We start from the raw sequence: 17,432 nt of genomic DNA on the forward strand, positions 1-17,432 counted from the left end.
GTGTGTAAATAAATTCTATAATGTTTTATTTACCATCTGTACTATTTTTCATTAATATTCTGTACTAATATTTATGCTACATATATATAATCATATATAATAGAAATTCTCAATATTTGTTACCTGTATCTATATTAATAATCTTCTGTATTCCTTAATGCATCTTAAAAATGCTTGAGATTTCATAAGATTTATAATAGTTTATTGTATTTTAAATAAAAAGCTGCATTAGCTTGAAGTTAATTCTTCATCTAATGCAACTTTTCTTAAATGATATTATACTAAATTATTTATCTGTTTTATTATAATTTATTAAGCATCCATCTAACAAGATATTTACTTCTTTTTCAGTAAGTTTGTCAATTTTTACGTTGAACTTTATAAGATCATCCTTTACTATATAGGCATCTATTTCAGATGGTTTTTCAACAACAGCCTTTCTTATATTAGAAATAAATATATAATCTCCGCATTCAAATTGTGGTTCATCTTCCATAACAAAAGGAAGTATACCCCAATTAATCAAATTTGAACGATATCTTTTAGTAGCATATTCTCTTGCAATATTAGCATATCCGCCTAAAACTTTTTGGCAACTAGCTGCCTGTTCTCTAGCAGAGCCATCTCCAGGTTTTACTGCATATATCATGCTTCCTATGCCTGTATTACTTGTATTTATACTGCCAAACTTTTGTTTTATTACACTAAATACTTTTTCTAGATCCCTATTTGCATCAAAAGGAGACTTACCTGCAAGTCTATCTTTTTCCGATTTTTGAATTTGTTTTGATCTTCCAACATATTCTGGATCCTTGCGTGACAACGTAAACTCTGAAAGTTTTAATGGATTAGACCTATAAGAAGATGTATCTCCTGAAGGTATCAATTCATCTGTTGTAGTTACAGGATCTTTGATTAAAGAACATACTTTCAGTATTAAGTTGTCTGAAAGCTCAGGCATATCTGGCCAGTTCTTTATATTAGGTCCAAATCTTAATTCTACGTCACTATTTCCTTTATCAAAAGCATTATAAACACGGTTATCATAAATGGTCTTGTTAAAATAATATTTAGGTATATTATAATCTACATCCAAATCTGTAGCTGCTGTAACAAATCCCTTATTAGCAGCTGTTGCTGCTATTGAACGTGCATCCATAAGTGCTGCATAAGAAAGCTGATTTTCATTAGGTTTTGAACCTTCACGATTAGGGAAGTTTCTAGTTGTATGTCTTATGCTGAGTGAATTATTAGCAGGTGTGTCTCCTCCTCCAAAACATGGTCCGCAGAAAGCTGTCTTAACTATTGCTCCTGTCTGCATCAATTCTGCAGCTATTCCGTTTTGAGCCAAGCTATAATAAACAGGCTGGCTGGAGGGATAAACATTTAATGTGAATTCATCATTTCCAATAGATTTTCCTTTTAATATACTGGAAGCTTCACAAATATTTTCATAGTTACCTCCGGCACATCCAGCTATACATCCTTGTTCTACATATAACCTATTATCTCTTATCTTTTCTTTTAAAGAGAAATCAAGATTTTTGTTAGACATTCTCCTTCTGGCATCTTTTTCTACCTTGTCTAATATGTCATAAAGGTTTGTGTTAAGTTCTTCGATAGTGTATACGTTACTTGGATGGAAAGGCATTGCTATCATAGATTTTATTTTTGACAAATCAACATATACAATTCCATCATAATATGCAACGCTTCCAGGATTTAATTCTTTATAATCTTCTTTTCTTCCATGTAATTCAAGGTAATCGCAAACTTTGTCATCAGTTTTCCATATTGAAGTCAAACATGTAGTTTCAGTAGTCATTACATCTATGCCATTTCTATATTCTACAGATAAGTTTTCTATTCCTGGTCCTACAAATTCCATTACCTTGTTTTTAACAAAGCCATTTTTAAATACTTCACCAATTATAGCTAGGGCAACATCCTGTGGTCCTATACCTTTTTGTGGTTTCCCGGTTAAATAAATTCCTATAACTCCAGGATAAGATATATCATATGTCTGTGACAGCAACTGTTTAACAAGTTCTCCACCGCCTTCACCTATTGCCATTGTACCAAGTGCTCCGTAACGGGTATGACTGTCTGATCCTAAAATCATCTTTCCACAGCCTGCCATCATCTCACGCATATACTGATGAATAACTGCTAAATGAGGTGGAACATATATTCCTCCATATTTCTTAGCAGCAGATAAGCCAAATAAATGATCGTCTTCATTAATTGTTCCACCAACAGCACAGAGACTGTTGTGGCAATTAGTAAGCACATATGGTATTGGAAATTTTGTAAGTCCACTGGCACGAGATGTTTGTATAATTCCTACAAAAGTGATATCGTGAGAAGCAAGAGAATCGAATTTAATATTTAAGTTTACATTATCTTTTGATTTATTATGATTCTGCAGTATAGAATAAGCTATAGTTTGTTTTTTAGCTTCTTCCTTGTTAACATAATCTTTTCCTAATTTCGCTTTAAGTTTTCCATTGTATTCTTCATTGTCAAAGTACAATTCTTCTCCATTTAATAAATATGCACCTTCGTCATGTAATTTAATCATAACTTCCTCCCTATTATAATGTAATAAAATTTCATTTATTGCCTAATCAAGATCTAACATTTTTGCTGGATATATTTTTGTCATATTATTAACAGCTTCTTCAGATAATCCTGAATTTTTTAAAAATGATATATACTCATATAATTCTTCACTCCACACAGGATTCTCAATTTGACCTCCATCAGTAGATATGATTGTGGATTCATATCCTAAGCTTTCAATTGCTCTTAAGTTGATTGAAAAATTCTTCTCATATTTACCATTTACACGATGTGCGTAACATCTTTCAAAATACACCCCATATTTTATTAATGCTCTTTGATCATCCAAAGACATATCTACAGTAGGCCATTCAGGGTGATTTATTAAAATTTTCTTTACACCTATTTCTTTTGCTTTTTCAACAACTACTCTAATTTCATATGGCGATAAATGGCCTGTAGCAAGAACAACATTATGCTTTGCAATTAGCTTTAAAATCTCTACAAGTTCAGGAACAATTTGTCCATTATTAATTACTTCAACGCCATCTGACATTCCTTTTTGTTTACGTTCATTAGCAGCAAATGAAGTTGGTAACCAAATAATTTTTGCATTCATTTTAATAGCATTTTCTACTGCTGCTATATTCAGCCCTCCCATTTGAGGATTTAAAACAATTCCACCAAACACATGAATTCCTTTAACTAATTGTTGTGCAATCCATGCTCTATCCATTGTAGGCACTACATGTGATTTTAAAACAACAGCACGTGCACCAACTCTCTTTGCTTCTTTTACTAGTTCAATGTCATTTAATCTTCTTTCCCTAATATCAGGTGCAGTATGGATATGTAAATCAATAACATCTTCTAAAGCATTATCTTCACACTTCATTTTTTCCTCCTGTATTAATTAATTTTATTTCTAATATATATCTAAGCAAATGTTTACATTTTACAAATTACTACATATCTCTATTTACTAAGAATTAGAATAGAATATTTCACCAGCTAATAGGTATATACTTAATTTTTAAATTATTTCACTACAATTTAATAATATCAGATTCATTTTGCAAAGTCAACATTAGTTTATATTTTATACAAATGTTTTAAGATTATTTCTCAAAGCAAGTTATATATTAATATTAATCTTTATATGTTAAGTTTTTTATATTATTTTTAAAACAAATGTTATAATTTTATACTTTTGTCAATAGTCGCTTTTTCTTTACTATCAATGGATCTTACTTAGCAGGAAAAGCAGAGAACTTAAATCTCTGATTTAAAGTGAATCGCTTTCTCTTTAGAGTTTTGTTTCTCCCACTAAGTTTAGATGAATTATCTAGGGGCGTAGCTACTGTTAGCTCTCACTTTGATAGAAGGAGTGTTACAGTAGGTAGCCATCAGATAAAATTCAGAATCAGCAGTAAAATACTAATTTAATTAAAATCAATACTTTTATTATGTAAAATTGTAATTTATTTGTATATTTATAAAGGTAAGTGCAAATATTTATATACTTCTCTTTAATTTTTTAAAAATGAGGCATGAAATTCAACAATAGCGTCATTGCTAATCCAACCAATCCTACAATTGATTGAACAACCGTAATAGTTTTAAAGGTTTCACTCATTGACATGCTAAATGACTCCTTTACTAACCAAAAACCTGCATGATTTGCATAGTTAAAGAATAACGATCCTGAACCAATGGCAATTACTAGTAATTCCTTACTAATGCCCGGATTAAACACAGTAAGCGGTGCTAACAAGCCAGTTGCACCAACAATACCAACAGTAGCAGACCCTGTTGAGATAGATAATAAAGCAGCAATCAGCCATCCTAATAAAATAGGAGAAACATGTATTCCAGATGAAAGGTGATTGATAGCAACTCCAACGTTAGAATTAGTAAGCACCTTTGCAAAGGCACCTCCGCCAGCGATAATTAATAAGATACCAGCAATTGGTTTGAGACTAGCGCCGAGTTCATCATGAAGTTTTTTTGTATCTACTCCCCGTGCATATCCCAAAAATATCATTCCTACTAATAGCCCGATTAATAAGGCTATTACTGGATTACCAATGAATCCTGTTATTTTATTAAGCAAGACTGCTTGTTTAAAGAATGTTTTTGCAAGTGCATCGGCCAACATCATTAACATTGGCAGTAATGCAACGATAAATGAAGTTGCTGATGAAACCGGATGTTCAACGGTTGCAGCCATATATTTTGAAGTATCATCTAAGGCTGCAGTTTTTTCTTCTGAAGTAATTGAAGATCCTGCATATAGTTCTAACAGTTGCCTATCAGGACGAACTGTCATTCGTGGTGCAATAAATTTACCATATACCGGTCCTGCAATAATTATTGCAGGGATTGCACAAATAATACCATAAATCAATGTAATCCCAAGATTTGCTTTAATACCTGCAATGGCAGTCAAAGGACCAGGGTGCGGTGGAACCATACCATGCATTGTTGCTAAAGCTGCTATAACCGGAACCCCAATATAAATATATGCTGATCCTTTTATATTTCCTTGCTTTTCAAGTTTTGCAGCAACACTAAACACTATTGGCAAAAGCATAATTAGCCCTACTTCAAAGAACATTGGAATTCCGATAATAAACGCCACTGCACTCATAAACCATGGTAAAGTTCTGTTAGTAGAACGTTTTAAGATTGTTGAAGCAATTTTGTCACTTGCACCTGAAATGCTTAATAGTTTTCCTATCATTGCCCCAAGTGCAACTTGCAATCCCACCCCTCCTAGTGTACCACCAGCACCATCTGTAATTGATTTTACTATTTTATTCATATCTAGACCAGCTGTAAGTCCCACGCCAACTGAAACTACTAATAGAGCTACCATAGGATGAAAATGTAATTTTGAAACAATGAGAAGTACCAACACCACAACGCTGCATAATGCAATAGTAAGCAATAAAATATCATGACCTGTCATTAAATATTCACCTCTTATTAAATTTTAATATTGTATTAGAAAACTCATAAGGCTTCATTTTCTACATCACCACCACTGGTGATTTTTTATTCCACATTAAAAGCTTTCTTGTTTTAAAATTATTTATATAAAAATACATTTAGATAGATTAGTAAAAAATCAGTTACAATTAATAATAATCGTAAAAAATAGTACCTGACTTTTCCAAATCACCTCCTAACTATAAAATAGCCTGCACCTATCAGGAAAGTAATTTTGACATTTTGGGCATTTATACAAAATGTGTAAAAAAAATTTTTCTAATATATCGTTTACAAGCATAAAATTGCAAAAGTGAAACTGGGAAAATTACGAAAAAAATACTGATTCGCCACATAATAACCTGTGAAATCTTTAAATTTAGTTTCGCACATTAATTTTACCTGTTCTGAAATTGGTTTTAATCCCTCTACAAACATTCCTGACATCTTTAGTATGAGAAGCATAAATGGCACTATAAGCAATTAAACATTTGCTTATTCAACATAATGGCTTTATGTTATTTAAATTTTCAATTATATCACTATATAGCTTTAATAAAATATTAATGGTATTTTTGCAGTAACGTTTACATTGAAAATTAACCACATTTAGTTGTATTTAATCTTCAAGTAACCTTTATGGAATTTAATATTAACAAAGGTTATTAATCTCCACATTAGTTTATAAAATTAATTTTCAATATTAATGTAGAATTGTTTTCCAATATACATGTATACGCCTAATTTTGCAATCATTTGACTACGATTTCATAATAACAGATTTGTTTAGTAAAGTCAACATTAGTTCGTATATTATACAAATGTTTTGAAATTATCCTGTAAAATTAGTATTATACGAATTTCAGTCTTTACATAATAAAATTAATATATCATTAGTGAAGCAAGAGTTAATTTTGCATACTTCTGTGTTAGACTCACATGATTTACTTACGAATTTCAGGGTTTATGGTAAAGCATTAATTTTATTAAAATATTTACTTAATTTAATAAAATTGTAAATTAAATTTTTAATGTTCCACCATTGTCTTGAAAAACCAAATTAGTTCTATTATAATTAGTTTGTATATATAGGATTATCAATAGTTTTCTTTAATAATATTATTTCTAAGTTTAATTAAAAGTTGTTTTTAAATTTACACTAAATATAAAATTAGTTGAGAGGTTAAACATGATAGATGAATTTGAAAAAATAAATGAAGCTGAAAGATTAAATTTTCTTGCCAAGTTGTCTGATATGTATTATGAACTAAATATGACTCAAAGTGAAATAGCAAGCAAATTATCTACTACTAGATTTAAAGTTTCCAAACTACTTCAAGAAGCTCGTGACAAACATGTAGTAGAAATCACCATAAACAAACCCCACAGTAGAGTTCCTAAATTAGAAAATATTTTAAAAGAAAATTTTGATTTAAAAGATGCCCTCGTGCTTGATAATAAAATGCTTGCTTATGAAGAAACCTTAAGTACACTAGGAAAATTAGGTGCTCAATATGTAGACGATTTAATTAGCGAGAATTCTATTATAGGTGTACTTTGGGGTAAAACCCTTTTAAATTTGATAAAAAATTTGAAGCCAAAAAAGAAGCTTCCAATAACTACTGTACAGGTAGTAGGCTCTGCTGCTAAGGATAATACTATTGTAGATTCTCAAGAACTCATGAGACGTATGGCAAGAATATATGGAGGTAAATGCAAATATTTATATGCTCCTCTTTATGTAGATAATGATTATGCCAGAAAGGCACTCATGCATGAACCTGTATTAAGTGATACAATATTCTTTGCAAATAAATCAGATATAATTCTTACAGGAGTAGGTACAATAGATGCTATGTTCTCTTCTTCCCTTTGGGCAAATTATTTAGAAAGAGTTAAACAATACAATTTAGATGATCTAAAAGCTGTAGGGTGCATTTACGGACGTGTTTACAATGATCTCGGAGAAGAAGTAGATATTGACATAAACCAAAAAGTCATAGGAATAGATACTTCTACTATACGCCAAGCAAACCATGTAATAGGTATTGCTGCTGGTAAATTTAAAGCCAAAGCAATTTTAGGAGCCCTACGCGGAAAGTATATAAATACACTTATTACTGACGATGCTACAGCTTCAAAAATACTTTCCTTAGCCAAAATACAATTTTAAAGTCACAGCAACTAAAAAGTCTGTAAAAGGCAGCTTTCATAATAAAACATAGAAGGCTATTTTATCACAAAAGAAGGTAAATCTACATTAACTGAAGATTTATCCTTCTTTTTTTAATACCTTTCATTCAATTTTAATATAATTTATCTGGCAACAAGAGAAATAATTATACTTGCTACCGTCGCAATTCCCATACACATAGGAGCTGCAATAAAAAGCAATCTTGGAAATAATTTAGTACGTTCTTCTTCATCCGAACAAGAACCTAATACAATGCTTCCCCCTGAAGAGAAGGGTGAAATAGAAGCTGACTGTGCCCCAATAACAATGCACATGAAGAGAATAGCTGGACTTATACCTGTTGCCTGTGCAATAGATGGAACAGCCGGGAAAAGTGCAGGAACAACAACACCAAGTGTACTGCTAATAGCTGCCATCAATCCCCCTACTATGCTGAGTACTATAGGTACTGCAAAAGCAGGTAAATTACCACTAATCCAACTTGCAAGTAATTTTATAGTTCCTGCTTTGATTGCAACTGATATTAACATACCAACACCGCAAATCATAATGAGAGTACTCCATGGTACCTTTGCAATGGCCGCTTTCTGATCAGCAATTTTAAGCATGAGAAGGATAACAGAAAAAATAATTGAAACAAGCCCAACATCCATTTTAGAATTTATGAAAGTAATAACTGCATTTTTAGGAACAATCAAATGTAAAACTGGAGGTGCAAGAACTATAACTACCATAGCAATAATAAGATAAAGATTTATTTTTTGTTTCTTATCAAATGGTTCTGGTTTTTTTATATTTAATGTTTTTCCTAAATTTCTTAAATTTTTTGAAAATATCATAAAAGCTAAAATTACTAAAATAGGAATAATCATAGTAATAATAAATATATATGCCGTATATAGAAATGATAAATCTTTAAAACCTGCTGATTCGATAAAACTTTTAAATACAATACCACATCCGCTTGTCATAAAATTAGCACCTGACAATGCACCATAACTTAAAATAACCGCTCCTATCATTGTATCCATACCTGTTTCTTTACAAAGTAGTAATGTAAGAGGAGCTAAAAATACCATTACTGTAAAATAACCTGCGCCCAAGCCTGAAATCAATACTGCTGCAAAGAAAATAACAAATGGAAGTAATTTCGGCATCTTGCGGCATCTATATAAAATATGTAAAGAAAGTTTTTCCAGTGTACCGTTTACAAGTGCAAAATTATAAAAAAGTGAAACTGAAAAAATTACAAAGAAAATGCTTATTGGCCACATCGCAATGACCTGTGAAGCTTTCAAATTTAGAACAAAACATCCAATTATATACGCAAACCCCATAGCAAAAAATCCTGTATTAATCTTTGTTTTATACCCTAGTGCAATAGAGATTACTATTGCCAATACTACAATTAAACTTATCATAAATACTTCCTCCCCAAAATAAATAGTTTATAAAATACTTTTATGAAGCTTGTACATATAGATATAACATTTAATGCATTAAGTTAATTTATTAATATAAAACGATTTCTTTATGCTCTAGCATCATAACAAATTTATTGTATCAAACTTTTCTTTTTTTGTCAAAACATTTGTTAAAAATAAAACCATATGTTTTAAGTAAATTTACAAAGTTCACCATTTATTTTCCTTTAAAGAGCTCATAAGATTGTATTCTACATTATTTACATGATGTTTTATTTATCACTTGCAAATAGGTTAAGCATTTGTACATACAAACTTAAATGTAAATTGAATAATATAAGACATTTATGAAACTAAAATAAGGAGCACACCTAGATTTATGTAAATCAATCCAGATATGCTCCTGAAATATACTAGTTTGCTAAGTTAAAAATTTTCAATGGCCCTTTTAGCCCACTCTGAGTCTTTATAGATTGCTCTTCCTACACCTATGAGATCAGCTTTTACATCTACAAGCAGTTCCTCTGCAGCCTCAGCTTTTGTAATACCTCCAGTTAATATAACAGGTATTGATACAAACTGTTTCAAGCTTCCACTGAGTTCTGAAAAATATCCCTGAGAGTTATTTCCCGGTATAGTAAATCTGCAAAATCCTCCTGAAATATCTAAAACATCCAGTCCAGCTTTTTCAAATTCACAAACCGCAACTTTACTATCTTCAAGTGTAGTTCCACCTTCCATGTAATCAGAAGCTCCCAATCTCATGAAAATTGGAAATTCAGGTCCTACGACTTCACGTACTGCCTTTATTATTTGTAGATGAATTTTAATTCTATCCTTTACATTATCTCCGCCGTATTCATCAGTCCTTTTATTTGTAAGGGGAGAATAGAATTGATTCAAAAGATATCCATGAGCAGAGTGAATTTCTACTCCATCAAAACCAGCTGCCTTTACACGAATAGCAGCATCACTAAAGCTTTTAACTATATCCTGAATTTCATCATAAGTAAGTTCCCTTGGAATACCCGATTTCATAAAAGGATTTTCCACAGCTGAAGGCGCTAACAAAACACTTCCTGTAACTGCCATAGTAGTTGCGCTCCCCGCATGATTGAGCTGCATAACTGCCTTGCAGCTGTTTTTATGAATGACACTAGCTACTTTTTTTAGACCTTCTATTGTACTATCATCTGCCACAGAAAGCTGGTTCTTACTAGCTTTTCCCTGTTGTGCAATAAAGCTGTGTTCGACTATAATGAGTGATAAATATCCTCCCCTAGACTTTTCATCATAATGTTCTAAGAGCTTATTACTTACCTTTCCATCATCTTCAGATTTCTCTGTAGCCATAGGCGGCATAATTAATCTATTTTTTAAAACTAATTTACCACTGTTTAGTGGCTCAAGTAAATGTGTCATAATTTCCCTCCTGCATCTAAATTTAACTTAAATTTTATCATAGCAGACATTAAAAAACAAGTAATGCTTCCTTACGACAAATTTAGTGTTTAAATTTCAGTAGAAAATTTTATCAACTTTTTCAATATAACAAATTACAATATACAAAACAAGTGGTTCAAAATATGATTTTTGCCTGTTACTTTTCGGAAACTGGTAGATTCCTAGAATAATCTTTTCCGTTAAACCATTTTTTTGACAAATTTGATAAAGTTCCATCTTGTGTAAATTTCTTTAACACTTTATCAACTTCATCCCTTAATTTTTTATCATCTTGATTATAAAAAATCCACGCTGGGGAATTGCCATTTAATTGTTTCTGCTGTTCTGGTGACAAGTTTATTATTTTATACTTATATCCATATTCTTTTTCAACATAATCAACATATGTTTCACTATAAATTGCTGCGTCATATCTGTTGTTGTGCAAATCAATTAAAAGCTGATCAGCTCCTGAATCAGTATAATTTATTTTTACGGGATTGTTAGAATTCTTTTTATTATAGTCTTCTAGAAAAAGTGCATTCGCCCTACCAGATCCAGCTGGGATTCTTAAACCACCAATGTCATCAATTGACTTAACATTTTTGTTATCTTCATTAACTATTAAAACTATTGGAGCTTCAAAATAAGATTGTTTGGAAACAACATATTTAGCTTCTCTTTCTTTACTTCTAGAAAGGTTATTAATTACCAAATCATATCTCTTTGAATCCAAACCTGGAAACAATGAACCAAATTCTGTCACATTATATTGAAAGTCATAATCAGGTAATTGTTCATCAATTTTCTTTAATAAATCTATTTCAAAGCCTGTAGGTTTATTGTCGCTTCCAACAAAATTAAATGGTTTCGGTGTACCAGAAGTTGCTACTTGTATTTTTTTTACGCTTTCATTGCTGCTAGATGAAGGTTTCTTCCCACATCCATATACACTCATTACTAAAGCTCCTAAAACAAATGCTATCATTACTTTTTTTATTTTTTTCATATAAATCTCTCCTATTTATAATAATTTAAAATTTATTTAATTGAAATAGTACCATCCTCTTCATCATAATCGAATCTTGTACCATAACATTGACTTAAATTGTTTAAATCTTTAGTAATTTCTCTTCCAACTGAATTACTAGCTATTACTGGCAGCCCTCTATCTAATGGTCTTTTTCGATTAAGCCCTAAATCAATAGGTAATAGCTTAAATTCTAATTTATCTTCTACATAATCAAAAACTGCTATACAGTGTTTTGAATAGCGCCTGTCTGCATTAAATCCAATAAAATTTCCATCTTTATCTTGTGAACGAGCACAATGTAAATCAGAAGGCAAAGCATCTTTACCTAATCCATATGCTTCATACATCTCTGGTGCAATTTTTGACTCTCCAGCCTCAAATTCTAAAAAAAGACTTCCTAAGCTATAAAAAATAGGTCGTTTTTTATATAGCTCTACTCCTCGTAAAAAATGCGCCCCATGTCCAACAACTGCACTAGCCCCAGCATCAATAGCTTTTCTAGCAAATTCCTCAATAAAAGCTGCTGGTTCAGGTGAATACCAATTTTCTGCTGTGCCCTCGTGAGTATGTATACTTACAATCGTAATATCTGAACGTTTAGAAGAATCACTTATGTTTTTCAAAATGGCATCTCTATCCTTTTCATTTACAAAAGTACGAACATGGGCATAATTTCCACGTTCAATTTGTAGGTTTCCCTCAAACAACGAACCAAACTTAAATTTATCAGGCTTTGGTTCAGGCAGCGTTTCAACTTTTAAACATTCTAACATACTCGCTTCTGTACCTAAAACTTTATTAATATGTTGTAACTCGGAAAATTCTTTATCAGGTAATACATATGCTTGTCCCCAACGCAATGGATTTAATCCAGGCCTAGCTGCAATACCAGCTCCAGGCAAACTAGCTGCAAATACTTCTGAACGTGTTGATCCTGTTGCAACTACACCAATTCTTCCTTTTGCAGTATCTAAAAAACGAGCTGCCCTAGCTTCTTCTAAACTATGACCTATTCCACAATAAATTATTTTTCTCTCTTGAGCTGCTTCTATAGTATCAACGACTCCCTGCCAACCATAATCTCCAGTATGATTATTGGCAAATGAAACTAATTTCATATTCAAGTCAACAAACTCATCTAATGTTTCTGGCTTTACAGATGTCATAAACCCTCTTCCAGCAGCTGGAGGTGTTGTATATTGTGGCGTACAAAATTCAGCATTTGTAAACACTGCATCCGCTTCAAGAAACTTTTTAACAATTTTTTGATCTAACCTCTTTGCTAAATTACGACTAGAAAAAAGAGATTCTCCACAAACTAAAATTCTCATAAATTTTTCTCCTCATATTAAAAATTATTTATAATACGCTAATTTATATCTATTTTTTACCATTAATTCTATAATATTTTTTTGTTTTTGCAATTATTGTTTATTTAATAGATTATTTTTATAGTATTATTTAATTTTCTAATCTATAGTTCAGTGGATCCATAGTTCTCTGTAAAAATTGTTTTGTTCTAACCTCCTTTGGTCTTTCAAATATTTCCTTTGGACTTCCACTTTCAAGAATACTTCCTTCATCAAAAAAAATGATCTTATCAGATACATTTCGTGCAAATGACATTTCATGAGTAACAATGATTGAAGTTATTTCTCCTCGAACCACTGATTCAATTACAGACAATACCTCTCCCACCATCTCTGGATCTAGGGATGATGTTGGTTCATCAAATAAAATAACCTTTGGATTTATCACAATTGCTCTTGCTATACCCACACGCTGTTGTTGCCCACCAGATAATTGATGAGGATAATAGTTAAATCGTTTTGACAATCCAACTTTACTTAAACTTTCTTCCGCAATTTCTCTTGCTTCTTTTTTGTCCATCTTCTGAACTACAATTAAGGCTTCCATAACATTTTCTATTGCTGTTCTATGTTTTAGCAGATTGTACGATTGAAAAACCATAGCTGTATTTCTTCTAATTTTTAGTATATCCTGTTTAGTTGCCTTTTCCACATCAACTGAAAAATCATCCAGTGTTATTATTCCAGAGTCAGCTCGTTCCAGAAAGTTAAAAGTTCTAAGCAAAGTAGATTTTCCTGACCCACTAGCTCCTATAACACCCACTACTTCACCACTTTCAACGCTCATACTAACATCTTTAAGGACTTGATTATTTCCATAGCTTTTTTTTATTCTTTCTACCTTAAACACTGGTATCAACTCCTTTCTCTAAAATATTAAATTTACTTTCAAGTCTTTTTAAAGCAACTTCAATAATTATACAAACTATCCAGTATATTAAGGCGGCTGCTATGTATGTTTCAAAGAAGTGCATATTACTTCCAGCAATAACCTTAGTGGCTCCTGTAACATCTAATACTCCAATGGTAAAAGCCAAAGAAGTAGATTTCACTAAGCTAACAAGACTATTTCCCAAATTAGGAATTGCTACAATCATTGCTTGAGGTATAATTACTCTTCTCATCAACTGACCATTATTCATTCCAAGTGAATATGCAGCATCAATATCTTTTTTATCCACAGACAAAATTGCAGCCCTTATAGCTTCAGAATTATAAGCAGCTTCATTTAATGAAAATGCTACAAAAACAAAAACTAGTGTTGGAATGTTATTAACGCTTAAGTTCAAGTGATACTTTGCATTAAGCAGTTCTAACAATAACGGAATTCCATAAAAAGATAAAAATAACTGAACTAATAGCGGTGTTCCTCTCATAAATGAAACATATATAGTTGCTAATTGATAAAATATAGGTATCTTTTTTATTCTTAATAATGCAATAATCAATCCCAAAATCATACCTATTAAAATTGAAACTACTGTAATTAATAACGTTACATTTAAACTCGGCAGTAATTTTATAAAAGATTCATAAATAATCTCACTTTTAAAAATACGTTCCATTTCTTCCTCCAGTAAAATTATGACTTTATCTGATAGCTACCTATTTGGGATATCTGCTTTTCCCACTAAGTAAGATTCATTGATAAACCCAATTGGTTTATTTTAATTAAAACAAAAGCAATCATTTTATATACCATTCGTTATGTATCAACATTAAAATTTACACCTCCTTGCATGCAAACATATTTTGGTAATTAAAAAAGGCCAAGCTTCAAAAATACAGAGATTTTCACATAAAAATTCTCTATGAATAAATGAAACTTGGTCTCTAGTTTTTCTAGTCAACCAATGCGTAATTACAGTATTCTATTTTGCACTCTATAATAAAATATTTCTTCAAAAGCAAAAAAACTTCTCACAGAGAAAATGTAAGAAGTTATATTCTATACCTTTCTCATCTCTCAGGTTTCTCCTGCTGGAATTAGCACCATTAAACACATTTCATTTGCATTCAGGTTGCTGGACATCATAGGGCCAGTCCCTCCGTCACTCTTGATAAGAATTATTATTTAGTTAATTTAAATACTAATCTCTAGTTTTTCTAGTTAATTAGTCCAAAAAATAAAATAATTTATATATAATATACAATCTTTTATTTTTTTGTCAACAAAAATTCTAATTTTTTCTGTTTAAACGACATAAAAATGCTTTCTTCTAAGTAAACAAGTTTTTATTATTTCACTTGTCTACTCATAAGGAAACATATGAGTTTTCCCATTATGCTTCTAATTTTAGTTTAACCTTTTCCTTATAATAAATAATTGACTTCTCTTCATCTTCAGTAATCAAACCATTAATAATTAAAATATTTTCTATATCTACCATTTTAAAGTGCTTTGTATCTTGATTATAAGCGTCACATATTTTAATTCCTAATGTTCTATCTTCTTTATGCCCAGTTTTGATAAGAAATAATACATTTTCTTTTAAATCAGAAATATCTTTAAACTTATCAAAATCTTCTTTCATAAACAATGTTTGCATAATATCCTTTTTTAAGTCTCTATTAATAATCGCTATAGTATTTTTATGTGTAATAAAATACTCTGAAATAAAGTTAACTATTTCCTTTTTTGAATTAACTACTTGTACATTACCCATTTATAATTTTCCCCCTTTAAAATGTAAACTGTATTTAGAAACTCTTAGTCATTCACTTATCTTAATCTCGGGGAATACACTTATTATTCCTCAAGGATTTCAAAAAATCGAAATAATTTTTACATATATAAGTTTTGCTTGTTAAGATTATAGTTCCATTAAATACATATGTCAACATATTTATGCATTTTTTAGAATAAATATTCAGTCACTTTTTCATTCATATTTTAGGTAACTTTAAAACGGTTGTAAAATGGTGTAAAATTATGATTAAATAAAGTTTGAATTTAAAATTTAATGTTACTTTATACATTTAATTTCAAATATAAGATAATAAATTGAGGTGACTAAAATGTTACAGAACTATATTAAGCAAATATTGAGTTTATACAATTATATTGATGCAATAGTACTGATAGATAACAATGGAATAATTAAGTATTCTGATAACTTTAGAACAGATATTTACAACCTCTATGCTGAAGAAGTAATAGGAAAATATCTATGTGACATATATCCAGATTTAAATAAAGATAACAGTAGTTTACTAAAAGTATTAAGAACTGGCAAGGCCATTCTTAATAGAACTCAACATCTTGTAAATTATAAAGGTATTGAAATAAATGCAGTAAATTCAACTTTTCCAATAAGGTCCAAATCTGAAACAATTGGTGCTGTTGAAATTTCAGCATATATTGATCCTAAAAAGCAAAGAAAGGATATAACACTACAATTAAAAGAAAAAGATAAAAATAGGAGCAAATATTATAACATTGATGATATAATTACTTGTGATGATACCATGATAAACATAAAGAAAAAAGTATTAAAGGTATCAATATCTGATTCACCAGTCTTAATTTACGGACATACAGGTACAGGAAAAGAAATTATAGCTCAATCCATCCATAGAAATAGTAATAGGTCTTCTAATCCTTTTATATCGCAAAACTGTGCAGCCATTCCAGCAACACTTCTTGAAAGTATTTTATTTGGTACATTAAAAGGGAGTTATACAGGAGCAGAAAATAGAAAAGGATTATTTGAAGCTGCTAATGGCGGTACTCTCTTTCTTGATGAAATAAATTCAATGGAAATATCTATGCAAGCAAAACTTTTAAAGGCAATTGAAAACCAAGAAATACGAAGAGTTGGTTCAGCTGAAAGTATAAAAATAAATGTTAGAATAATTTCAGCAGTGAATGAGCCTCCTTTAGAATCTATAGTTGAAAACAAGCTTAGGGAGGATCTTTTTTATAGAATTGGAGTTATTCAAATAAACTTACCTGACTTGAAAGATAGAAAAAATGATATTGAGCTTTTATGTGATTATTTTATAAAAGAATATAATAATAAGATGGGAAAATCTATTAAAGGAATTGATAGTTCTGTTAAAAATATATTTAAAAATTATAAATGGCCAGGAAACGTGAGAGAATTAAAAAATGTTATAGAATCTGCTTTTAATTTAACATATAACGATATTATAACCGTAGAAGATTTACCTGATTACATTTTTTCTATAAAAAGTACCCACCCCAAAATCACGAATATTACAATGTCTGAGAAATCCTTAACGGAACTTGTTCAAGATTACGAAAAAAGCATTATTCAATATGCTATAAAAAACACTGTTAACACAACTTCCGCAGCAAAACTGCTCAAAATATCGAGACAAGCTCTTAATTATAAATTGTCAAAATATAATATAGATAGATAAAGCGAAAAAATTTTTTTTAAAAAGCAAAA

At 30.5% G+C, this 17,432-nt stretch carries 12 protein-coding genes and 1 riboswitch; of the genes, 2 read left to right on the top strand and 10 right to left on the bottom strand.

The features are described from left to right. Nucleotides 1–286: 286 nt before the first annotated feature. From WY13_RS14860 to WY13_RS14870, 3 genes are all read right to left on the bottom strand, one after another. Nucleotides 287–2,581, bottom strand: coding sequence for a hydratase (locus WY13_RS14860; protein WP_063556394.1), 2,295 nt, complete (start codon nucleotides 2,579–2,581; stop codon nucleotides 287–289). A gap of 42 nt (nucleotides 2,582–2,623) precedes the next feature. Beyond that, on the bottom strand, nucleotides 2,624–3,457 hold the full coding sequence (locus tag WY13_RS14865) for a DUF6282 family protein (RefSeq protein WP_063556395.1): 834 nt from the start codon (nucleotides 3,455–3,457) through the stop codon (nucleotides 2,624–2,626). 642 nt (nucleotides 3,458–4,099) lie between these two features. Next, nucleotides 4,100–5,533, bottom strand: a complete 1,434-nt coding sequence (locus tag WY13_RS14870; RefSeq protein ID WP_063556396.1) for a gluconate:H+ symporter — start codon at nucleotides 5,531–5,533, stop codon at nucleotides 4,100–4,102. 1,209 nt (nucleotides 5,534–6,742) lie between these two features. Between WY13_RS14870 and WY13_RS14875 the strand changes: the two genes are divergently transcribed. Continuing rightward, nucleotides 6,743–7,726, top strand: coding sequence for a sugar-binding transcriptional regulator (locus tag WY13_RS14875; protein WP_063556397.1), 984 nt, complete (start codon nucleotides 6,743–6,745; stop codon nucleotides 7,724–7,726). A gap of 143 nt (nucleotides 7,727–7,869) precedes the next feature. Here WY13_RS14875 and WY13_RS14880 read toward each other — a convergent pair whose 3' ends face one another. The 7 genes from WY13_RS14880 to WY13_RS14910 form a co-directional block, all read right to left on the bottom strand. Then, nucleotides 7,870–9,168, bottom strand: coding sequence for an SLC13 family permease (locus WY13_RS14880; RefSeq protein WP_063556398.1), 1,299 nt, complete (start codon nucleotides 9,166–9,168; stop codon nucleotides 7,870–7,872). A gap of 429 nt (nucleotides 9,169–9,597) precedes the next feature. Beyond that, on the bottom strand, nucleotides 9,598–10,593 hold the full coding sequence (locus tag WY13_RS14885) for an NADH:flavin oxidoreductase (protein ID WP_063556399.1): 996 nt from the start codon (nucleotides 10,591–10,593) through the stop codon (nucleotides 9,598–9,600). Between the two features lie 178 nt (nucleotides 10,594–10,771). Next, on the bottom strand, nucleotides 10,772–11,623 hold the full coding sequence (locus WY13_RS14890) for a transporter substrate-binding domain-containing protein (protein WP_063556400.1): 852 nt from the start codon (nucleotides 11,621–11,623) through the stop codon (nucleotides 10,772–10,774). Between the two features lie 32 nt (nucleotides 11,624–11,655). Next, nucleotides 11,656–12,978: a CapA family protein gene (locus tag WY13_RS14895; RefSeq protein ID WP_063556401.1), complete on the bottom strand. Its 1,323-nt coding sequence runs from the start codon at nucleotides 12,976–12,978 to the stop codon at nucleotides 11,656–11,658. 130 nt (nucleotides 12,979–13,108) lie between these two features. Further along, a complete protein-coding gene (locus WY13_RS14900; RefSeq protein WP_063556402.1) occupies nucleotides 13,109–13,867 on the bottom strand; it encodes an amino acid ABC transporter ATP-binding protein in 759 nt (252 codons plus the stop codon). After that, complete coding sequence (locus WY13_RS14905) at nucleotides 13,860–14,582, bottom strand: amino acid ABC transporter permease (protein WP_063556403.1); 723 nt, start codon at nucleotides 14,580–14,582, stop codon at nucleotides 13,860–13,862. The genes WY13_RS14900 and WY13_RS14905 overlap by 8 nt, the downstream gene beginning before the upstream one ends. Before the next feature lie 391 nt (nucleotides 14,583–14,973). Beyond that, nucleotides 14,974–15,084: riboswitch (SAM riboswitch) on the bottom strand. A gap of 215 nt (nucleotides 15,085–15,299) precedes the next feature. Further along, complete coding sequence (locus WY13_RS14910; protein ID WP_063556404.1) at nucleotides 15,300–15,683, bottom strand: hypothetical protein; 384 nt, start codon at nucleotides 15,681–15,683, stop codon at nucleotides 15,300–15,302. A gap of 352 nt (nucleotides 15,684–16,035) precedes the next feature. Between WY13_RS14910 and WY13_RS14915 the strand changes: the two genes are divergently transcribed. Continuing rightward, nucleotides 16,036–17,403: a sigma-54 interaction domain-containing protein gene (locus WY13_RS14915; protein ID WP_063556405.1), complete on the top strand. Its 1,368-nt coding sequence runs from the start codon at nucleotides 16,036–16,038 to the stop codon at nucleotides 17,401–17,403. The last annotated feature ends 29 nt before the right edge of the window (nucleotides 17,404–17,432 follow it).

This window comes from Clostridium ljungdahlii (assembly GCF_001636845.1).
Classification (GTDB): domain Bacteria; phylum Bacillota; class Clostridia; order Clostridiales; family Clostridiaceae; genus Clostridium_B; species Clostridium_B ljungdahlii_A.